Annotated in this window: 3 protein-coding genes; all 3 read right to left on the reverse strand. The window is 59.7% G+C overall.

Annotated elements, in window-relative coordinates:
• Positions 1–56 precede the first annotated feature (56 nt).
• The 3 genes from HY011_31125 to HY011_31135 all read right to left on the reverse strand — a co-directional run bounded on the left by HY011_31125 (position 57) and on the right by HY011_31135 (position 9032).
• On the reverse strand, positions 57–3719 hold the full coding sequence (locus tag HY011_31125; GenBank protein ID MBI3427402.1) for a TonB-dependent receptor: 3663 nt from the start codon (positions 3717–3719) through the stop codon (positions 57–59).
• Between the two features lie 303 nt (positions 3720–4022).
• On the reverse strand, positions 4023–7676 hold the full coding sequence (locus HY011_31130; protein MBI3427403.1) for a TonB-dependent receptor: 3654 nt from the start codon (positions 7674–7676) through the stop codon (positions 4023–4025).
• A gap of 486 nt (positions 7677–8162) precedes the next feature.
• Positions 8163–9032: a helix-turn-helix transcriptional regulator gene (locus HY011_31135; GenBank protein ID MBI3427404.1), complete on the reverse strand. Its 870-nt coding sequence runs from the start codon at positions 9030–9032 to the stop codon at positions 8163–8165.
• Between the last annotated feature and the right edge of the window lie 280 nt (positions 9033–9312).

The raw sequence follows: 9312 nt of genomic DNA on the forward strand, positions 1-9312 counted from the left end.
CAAGCGCGTGGTGGCCTGCCGACCGCGAATCTGTCAACCAACCTAAAACAGCCAGGCTAAAAATTGATCCGCAACGAACCCTGCATCACACGCGGCGAACGCGCCGTGGTCGGCTGCCCGAAGCGCGCGTTGGTTTGCGTGACCTGGTTGGTCGTCGTGTTGAGCGTCAGCGTCAACGCCGAGTCAAAGGCGTTGAAATTTGTGTGGTTGAACAGATTGTAGGTCTCCCAGCGGAATTGCAGCCGCAGCTTTTCGCGCAAGCGCACATTCTTGAACATCGCCAGGTCAGAGTTGATAAGGCCGGGCCGTCGCAACAGATTGCGCTGGGCGTTGCCGATTTCGCCCAGCGTCAAAGGCCGCGCGAAACAGGCCGCGTCAAAGTAAACCGGCGTGCCGTCGGCGGCATCCGCTGTCTGCCGGTTCGGATTGCACAGTACCAGCGGACGCCCATTGTTTTCGCCGCCCGTGTTGTCGGTCAGGCCACCGCTATAGGTCACGCTCACGCTTTGCGCCCGTCCGCTGACCAGCGAGGTCGTGCCCGAAAGCTGCCAGCCGTCCAAGATGGCCGTGGCGAAACGATGGCCCAACTTCTTGCCGAGGCCCGGCACGTCCCAGATGTAATTGGCCGTGAAAATCTGCGTCTGGTCGTGATCGGCCACGCCGTAATTGAAGGCCTTATACGGGCGCGGATACGACACGTTCGAACTGTCATCGTTGGCGTAATCCAGCGTCTTATGCCAGGTGTAAGCAATGCCGTATTGAAAACGTTGCGCGTAGCGGCGGCTGACCTGCACCTGCAAGCCGTTGTAATTCGACCCGCCCGACCCCATCACGACGTTGATGTCGGCGTAACCTTGATACGGACGCAGGAAGTCGTCGCCTAGCGCGCCCGTCGCCGTGGCGCTGGGGGCGCTGAACGGATTGCGATTAGCGGGATTGAAACGCGCGCCATCCGGCACGCCGTTGATATTGCGCAATTCGCCCAGATGCCGCGCCAGCGAACCGACGTAGCTGACTTCGAGCAAGGTTTTGAAACCGATGTCCTGCTGAATGCCCAACGAGAAGTTATAAATCGTCGGCGTCTTGGTCAGCACTTCGACCGCGTTCAACGCCGTCGGGCGTTCGAGCGCCGTGCCGACCAGACTGGCGAGGTTGTCAATCGTGCCGTAATCAATCGTGACGTTGCGTTGATAGGGCGGATTGCTGACCAGATTGCCGCCGGTCGTGCCGCCGCCCGTGCGCGAACTGTGATAAACGCCGCCGTGCGCGCGCAACACCGTCCGGCTCTTGCCGAACACATCCCAGGCAAAACCGAAGCGCGGTTCAAATTGAATCGGCGGGGGTTCTTTGAACCCATGCGGCACGCCGGCCTCTGTCCCGACCGCGACGCCGTTGAGTTTGTCGCCGATGCCCGGCACAAACGTCCCGACCAGATTGGTGTTGGTGAGCAACTGGCCCGTCACAGGGTTTTGCGCGCGCCGGTTGGCCGTCGCGCAAGCCGCCGTCGCCGGTGTGCCGCCGACACAGAACGCGCGATAGAGCACCAGCGACTTGGCTGGATTAAACAGCGTCGCGTCGAAATTCGAGGCGTCCAGATTGCGCTGCGTCCATTGCGAAAACCAGCCCATGCGCGCGCCGTAATTCAGCGTCAAACGGCGTTGCACCTTCCACTGATCCTGCACATACCATTGCGTCAGCACGCGCTCCAGATCGGTGTGCGGGCGCGCCGACGCTTCGGCGTAACTGCGGAAACTGCCGGTCAGCGCGTTCGCATACGGATGGCCGGTGTTGCCCAGCGCGGCGGTGAAGTTGCTGTCGTTGCTGCTGAAATTGAAGGCGCCCGACCATTGCCCGCCCGGCGCTTCGCCGTTGCGAATGCGCTCGAAGTAAAAGCCCGCTTTGTAATTGTGATTGCGGCGATTGAGCGTGAAGTTGTCGGTGATCGAGGGCAGGATGAAATCGTCGCCCACCTCGCCCCAACGATCCAGCCAGTTGATGTTGGCGACCGTGGTTTGCGACAGGCCGCCCCAACTGGTCGCGCGCGGAATCGTGCCGAGCGTGTTGTTGCCGGGGAAGAGCTGCGGCGCGGTGTAATGCAACGCCGTGCGCGTCAGCCGGTCAATCTCGCCTGTCGAGGGCACAAAGCCTTCGGAATCGTGGCGGATGCCAACCGAGAATTCGTTGACCAGCGCCGCACTAATCAGCCGCACCCAATTGATGGACATGCCGTTGTCGCGGTACAGGTAATGCGAACTGATGCCCCAACGGTTGTTGTCACCGCTGGGCCAGCCCGACGTGTCGAAGCCCTCGTTATCCGCCGTCCACCATTGCGCGTTGACGAAGAAGGTGTCTTTCTCGGTCGGTTTGAAATCCACGCGCACGACCTGACTCTGCTTCGGCACGTCCACGCTTTTTTGTGTGACGTAATTGAACGCATTGCCCGCCAGCGTGCGTCCGCCGATTTGATTGGGCAGCGGAAAATAATTCAGGATCGCCGCGCCGCTCGCGTTGAAACGATTGCGCGGAATGATATTCAGCCCCAGCGGATTGTCCGCCGTCGTGCGCGATGGATCGCGGAAACAGGCCGATTGATCGGTCGCGCTGCAAGCGCCGGTCGCAATCAGCGGATCGCGCACATAAGCCTTGACCGGATTGCCGCCTGACAGCCCGGTGAAAGATTGCGAGAAATCGCCGTTGCGTTCGAGCGCGGTCGGCACGGTGACGAATTTGGCGTTGGTGGGCGTGATGGTGTGCGGGCGTTCCAGCGAGTAAAAGAAAAAGAGTTTCTGCTTGCTCTTGTTCGGATAGAGCCAGGGAATTTGCACCGGCCCACCGCCGTTGAAGCCCCAGATGTTATGCCGGTAGACGGGCCGTGGCAGCGCCTGTTTGTTGTTGAAAAAGTTGTTGGCATTGAGCGCCTCATTGCGCATGAAGTAATAGGCGCTGCCGAAATAGTTTTTCTTGCCGCTCTTGGTGACGATGTTGATTTGCGCGCCGCCGTTGTTGCCGAATTCCGGCGAATAGTTGTTGCGCAACACCTTGACCTCGGCGATGGCGTCCTGATTGGTCGTCATGCTGACTTTGTTCGACCCGCTAGGCTCGCTCGCATTCAAGCCGTTCACCGTCGCAATGCTCGAACGCCCGCGCTGCCCCGACACGTTGGGCAAATCGGTGCCAAAGCCGTCGCCCACGCTCTCGACGTCATCGAGATAAGACACACCCGGCAACAGCCGCAGCAACGAAGTGATGTCGCGCCCCTTGGTCGAGATCAGATCAATCTGGTCGGAGGTCAAACGCCCCGTCAAATCGCTGCTTTCGGTCTCGACGGTCGCGCCCTCGGCGATGGTCGTGACGGTCTCGCTCACCTGCCCGACCTGCATCACCAGCCTTCCCAGCGCCAGGTTTTCATTCGCGCTCAGTACGTTGTTTTGCCGTTCGAGCACGCGGAAGCCCTTCAACTCAACCCTGACGGTATAAATGTCCGGCTGCAACGCCGCGACGCTGAAGCCGCCCGATTCATTGGTCGTCACGGTGCGCGTCGTGCCGGTTTTCGGGCTGACGACGGTGACAGTCGCGCCCGCGATGGCGTTGTCCGAAGCATCCAGCACAAGGCCGGAAAGCGTGCCCGTCACGGTTTGGGCGCTGGCGAAACCGCTCGTGCCCAACAAGCCAAGCAGAACGTAGAACAGTGCTGACCAGTGCGATTTGTTGCTGTGCATAGGAGACCTCCGATACGGTACGCGCGAGCGGTAACGCAATAGGATCAAGCTAAGTTTATGAAGCCCTGAAAGGGTGCCATTGAATAGCCAGGTGCAACGCCCCTGGTACCACCGCCGTGAGCTTCGCAAGCCCTGAAAGGGCGAAATTTCGCGTGATTATTCCGCCCTTTCAGGGCTGTTCGGTCATTTCGCCACTACCCAGGGCGTTGCCCTGGGCTACTGAATGCCGCCCTTTCAGGGCTTTGGACGGAAAACCTCTTAGCTTAATCCCTTTGCGCCACCGCTCCTCATACCGCAACAATTTTAGAAAACGAACCGCAAGCCGAACTGCAACTGGCGCGGCGTGGTGCCCTGGGCCAGTGACGTGATGCGTCCGACATTGGCCGCGATTTGCGTGGCGTTGGCGTTGATCGTGACCGCCGACGGCACATCATAATTTTGGACGTTGAAGACGTTGAATGCCTCGAAGCGCAATTGCAGGTTCATGCCTTCGCGCACGGTGATGCTCTTGAACATCGAGTAATCCATGTTGAACACGTGCCCGCCCCTAAACACATTGCGCCCCAGGTTGCCGAACGAGCCGGAAGGAATGCCGAAGGCGCAGGAGTTGAACCAGCTAAAGGTCGTGTGCGTCGCATCCGCCGCGCGCCCGCCTTGCGAGACGGTCTTTTGGCATAGCGGGTCGGGATTGGCGGCCACTGGGCCTGCCACGAAAGGATCGGCGATCAGGTTCGGACGCAGATAGTTGCCGGGCGCGGTTGAGGCGCTCCCGCGCAGGTTGGCAAAGTCACCGGTGACTTGCAGGTTATAAGGTGCGCCAGTGCGCGCCTGCATAATGTAATTCGCCTGCCAGTTGCCCAGCAGCCAGGCGGCCGGGCCGCTTTGGAAATGTTTTTTCCCTTTCCCGAACGGCAGCTCATAGAGCGTCGCCCACGAAAGGAAGTGCGTGATGTCATAAGACGAGACGCCGCGCCCGGTGCTGGGGTCGCCGTAATTTTGAATCGTCGAGCCGCCGCCCGCGCCATTCTCGACGTTGAAATAACCGCTGCTCACGTCAATGGACTTGCTCCAGGTGTAGGAAACCAACGTGCTCAACCCATCGGTAAAGCGCCGCTGGAATTTGGTCTGTAGCGCGTTGTAGTTCGAGTAGCCGGTGCTCAGCGTGTAATTCAGCCCCGCGCCCACCCAGGGCATCGGACGCAGTGCATCAATCACCGCGTTCGCTGTCCCATTCGGCGAAGCCTGCCGCGCGGCGTTGCCCAGACCCGAATAAGGCAAGCGGCCATTCTTGCTGCCCACATACGCGGCGGTGACGACCATTGAGGGCGTCAGTTCGCGTTGCAGCTCCAAATGCCACTGCTGCGAATACGGGTCTTTGTATTTCGGATCGTCGTTAAAGCCGCCCACCGTCCAGGGACTGGCGGTCGGCAACGGAACGGCGAAGCCTTGCCCCTGTTGTTGAATGATGCTCAGCACCGATCCGTTGACGAAGTTGGCGGGCGCATTGATCGGGCCGCCGGCAAAGGCCGTGGCGTCGGGCCAAACCGCCGCTTCCAGATCGTTTTGCGCATATTGGCTGCGCGCGGTCACGGCGTCCCAATAAAGCCCGTAACCGGCGCGCAACACCGTCTTCGGATTGATGGCCCAGGCCACACCGGCGCGCGGCCCCCAATTGTCTTTGACCGGTGGCGGCGCAAAGAAATCCTTGCCCGCCAGGATCACGTCATTGAAATGCGGATCGGTCTGAAACGAATCCGGGATGCAGGGCGCGGCTTTCACCACGCTGCAAAAGCCGGGCATGGTTTTGGCACCGATGATCCACTTTTTATTGGGCAGATCAAGCGCATTCCAGAGCCGTCCGTCCAGCGTCTTCGGCTGGTTCAGGTAGTCGTAACGCAGCCCCAGACTCAGGGTCACGGTCGGCGCCAGTTTCCATTCATCCTGCACATAACCTGCCCACGCGGCATATTTGAAGCGCACCGGGCCGCCGTGCAGGATCGGCAATTGCGCGGCGAACGTATTCGGGAAGCCCAGCAGCGCCGACGCCAGCGACAAGCCAGTCGCGCCCGTCGCCGCCGACGGATTGCGCGTCTGTTCGTCGCTGAAGGTATAGGTTTGAAAAGTATTCAACTGGATGCGCTTGGCTTCGATGTACCAGAAGCCCGTCTTGATGTTGTGATGGCCTTTCAGCCAGACCAGATTGGGCGTCAGGCTCCAGTTCGGATTTTCGCGCGGGGCCGCGCCGCGAATCCCGAAGTTGCCATTGCCTCCGTTCGACCAATTGGCAAGCGTGACAAGCAGTCCGCTGTATTTGTCTATGTCGCCAAAACCCGCCTGTTTCAGCGGATCAAGCCCGGCTGGATGTTGATTTTGCTGGCCCGCATCCACGCCCGGACGGCCCGCATAACCCGCGCGCACATCCAGAATCAGACTGGGGCGAAAGACGTGCGTCCAGCCGCCGCCGTAATTGCGGCCCTGCGAGCCGCCACCCGTCGAACCGACGTTGCCAATCGGCGTCAGGATCGTGTTCCGCTGTTCGGTGTAGCGGAAAAAGATGCTGTCGCTGTCGTTGAAGCGGTGATCCACGCGCGCCTGATAGCTGTTCGAGTTGTTGATGGTGGGCCGCGTCTGTATGAAGTTGTTGGTCAGATCGCGCGCATCGGAAAAATTCGGCACTGCCGCGTAAGTCTGAAAGAACTTCAGCATCGGCTGGAAAATCAGCGCCTGCGGCAGCTTGTTGCAAGCCGTGCCGATGGTTTGATCCTGCTGCTTTTGCGCGTTGACCGGCAGCGGATTGCCCGACGCGTCGCAACGGAACGGGTCGCGCACAAAGGTAGTACCCGACGCGCGGGTCGAATACGGATTATAGATTTGGCGGCGGAACGCCGAACTCGTGTTGCTGAAATCTCCGGCAATCTCAGCAGCCGTCGGCGCGTAAGAAATGCCCAGGCCGGCCTGGCTATAACGCCAGCCGTCATAGCTGGCCGAAAAGAAAGTCTTGTTCTTGATGATGGGGCCGCTGACCACCGCGCCAAACTGGTTTTGATGAAACGCCGTCGGGCCGCTGGGTACGAGATCGCCCGGCTTACAGCGCGCCAGTGTGCAGGTCGCGTCAGTGAAGGCGTTGCGCGCGTCGAAAAAATTGTTGCGCACGTATTCAAATGCCGAACCGTGCAGACCGTTGCCGCCCGATTTCGAGACCATATTCACGACGCCGCCCGTCGCGCCGCCGAATTCGGACTTGGCGTCGTGGCCGACGACCTTGAATTCCTGAATCGCGTCAATGTTCGGGATGACGATGTATGTCGGCCCGCGCACATTGGTGTTGATGATGCCGTCGTAAAAGTAAAGCTTCGAGCGGTTCAACTGCCCGTGGAAGGAGGCGTCGGAAAAGCCTGAGCCGGGCAGGCCCACGTTGCCTTCGCAACAGCCGACGTTACGGTTCTGCGAGGTTGAAACCGGCGTGACGCCCGGCGTCAGCGTCAGCAACTGCGTGAAGTTGCGCCCATTCAACGGCAAATCCTGCACGGTGCGTTCTGAAATCACTGTGCCCAGTTCAGCGGTTGAACGTTGGATGAGTTCGGTGCTCGCGCTGACCTCGACCGTCTGGCTGACCTCGCCGACCGTGAGCGCCATATCGTTCGTCACCGCCTGGCTGACGCCCACGGTGAAGACCGACGTTTGCGCCGTCTTGAACCCGTTCGCCTCGACCCGCAGGACATAAGCGCCGGGCATCACGTTGACGAAGATGAACGTGCCATTCTGATTGGGCGTGGCCTGCGACTCGATCTTGGTGGCCTGATTGACGAGTTTGACACGCGCGTTGGCGACCGCCGCGCCGTTGGGATCGGTGAGCGTGCCGTTGACTTCACCGGTGGATGTTTGGCCGTAGAGCGCTGGACAGAACACCAGCACGGCCAAAAGCAGCAAGCTGCCTTTGAGTTTGCGCGAAAGCATAAACAACCCTCCGAGTTAAGCTGTCAGTGACGTTACAGAAGGGGTCAGCACGCGGGCTGCCCAGAATCGAATCCCAGCAAAGCAGCGTTTGGCGCTGCCAGGTTCAGCAGCGTTTGTTTTGAAGCTCTAAATCGGAACAAGCGAGTTTGGAACACTGCTAGAAAATACGGCGCTGGCGGCCAAGTGTTCAGAGTTCAAGCTTCAGCTTGTCCGGTGCGCGCCGCCAGCGTACCCGGACAAGCTGAAGCTCTGAACGCCTGCCAGTGCGCTCGGACAAGCTAAAGCTTGAACTCTGAACGCCCGCGCCTGACGCGCTCAGGTGCGCCTATCCTGCGTGTTTCGATTTAGCCTTTGGAATCAGGCTTGGTCCAGCAAACCGTTTGTCCCAGCGTGCGGCAATGTACTGTCAGACGCGGCTGGCGTCTTTAGCCGGAGCGGCAAGAGTTTTGTCTAAAACGGAAATGCGTAACGAGGCCCAGGCAAGGATCAGGCGGCGTCAGTGATCGTCCAAATCGTGTTGGAAAAATGGGGGTTGATGTAAACGTCTTTGCGGATGCCCTGGCGGTTTTGCTGCCGCCAGACGCCGGGCGCAACGCCGGCAATTTCGCTGAAAACACGGGTGAAATGATGGATGCTCTTGAAGCCGGTCAACTCGGCGATCTCTTTCAAGGCATAGTCGGAATAGCTGATTAATTCCTGCGCGTGTTCGACGCGGCATTGCAGCAAATAGCGCATGGGCGGCACGCCGACCGACTCCTGAAACTTTTGACGAATCCGGCGGTCGGACATGCCCAGCGCGCGCGCGATTTCGGGCAAATGCACGTCTTCGGCGTAATGCTGTTGAATGAACTCGACGATGCGTTTGCTGACCGCATCCGCCGGGCCGCCCAGCGGGACTTTGGCTAAGTGCAGGTTCCGTTTGGGTCGCCGCTCCTGCCGCAAGAGCAGGATCAGCATTTCGAGCAAATAGGCCCCGCACAGTTCGCGGAAGAGCGGGCCTTTGCCTTCGCCCTCTTGCCGGATGCGTTCAAACAGATGCGGAATGGCGGCGTCGCAGGCAGCAAAGTGATTGGCCGCCTTGCGCAGCGTGTGTTGCAAATGCCCGTCTTTGACCACGAACTTGAGATCAAGCGAATTGACGACCGATCCAACCGTCAGCCCGTGGCGCTGCTGCGGTTTGATCAGAAACAGGTCGCCGGGCGTGATCGCTTGTTCATGGTCGTCCAGCAGAATGCTGCCGCTGCCGCTGACGAAGTAGATGATCTGGAAATAGTCATGCGCGTGCGGCTCCAGCTTCCACGACGGTTGATAGTCGTAGCGGGCAGTCCATAAAACTTCGACAGACGAAGTGAGCATTTCCACCTCCCAGCTTGGCGCGCTGGCACGGTACCGCGCGCGTGAGCAAGCGGCGCGTTCAACAGGCGCACTTGACTCAGCCGCCAAACCTCCGCTTTCACGCGCGCGGTACCGACGCTTTGCAAACGGCTCTAAAAACTGCTGATCCCATCGAATTTTGTGGGTCAGCATCTATGGCCGCCGAGCGAAGCGGCAATCAGCAAGTTGTGTAACCAATTCTGGTGATAAACAAAACCGTTCAAATCCGCAAAGGGCGAGTGACGCGTCGGGTCACGGCGGC

The sequence above is a fragment of the Acidobacteriota bacterium genome, assembly GCA_016196035.1.
Classification (GTDB): Bacteria; Acidobacteriota; Blastocatellia; order RBC074; family RBC074; genus JACPYM01.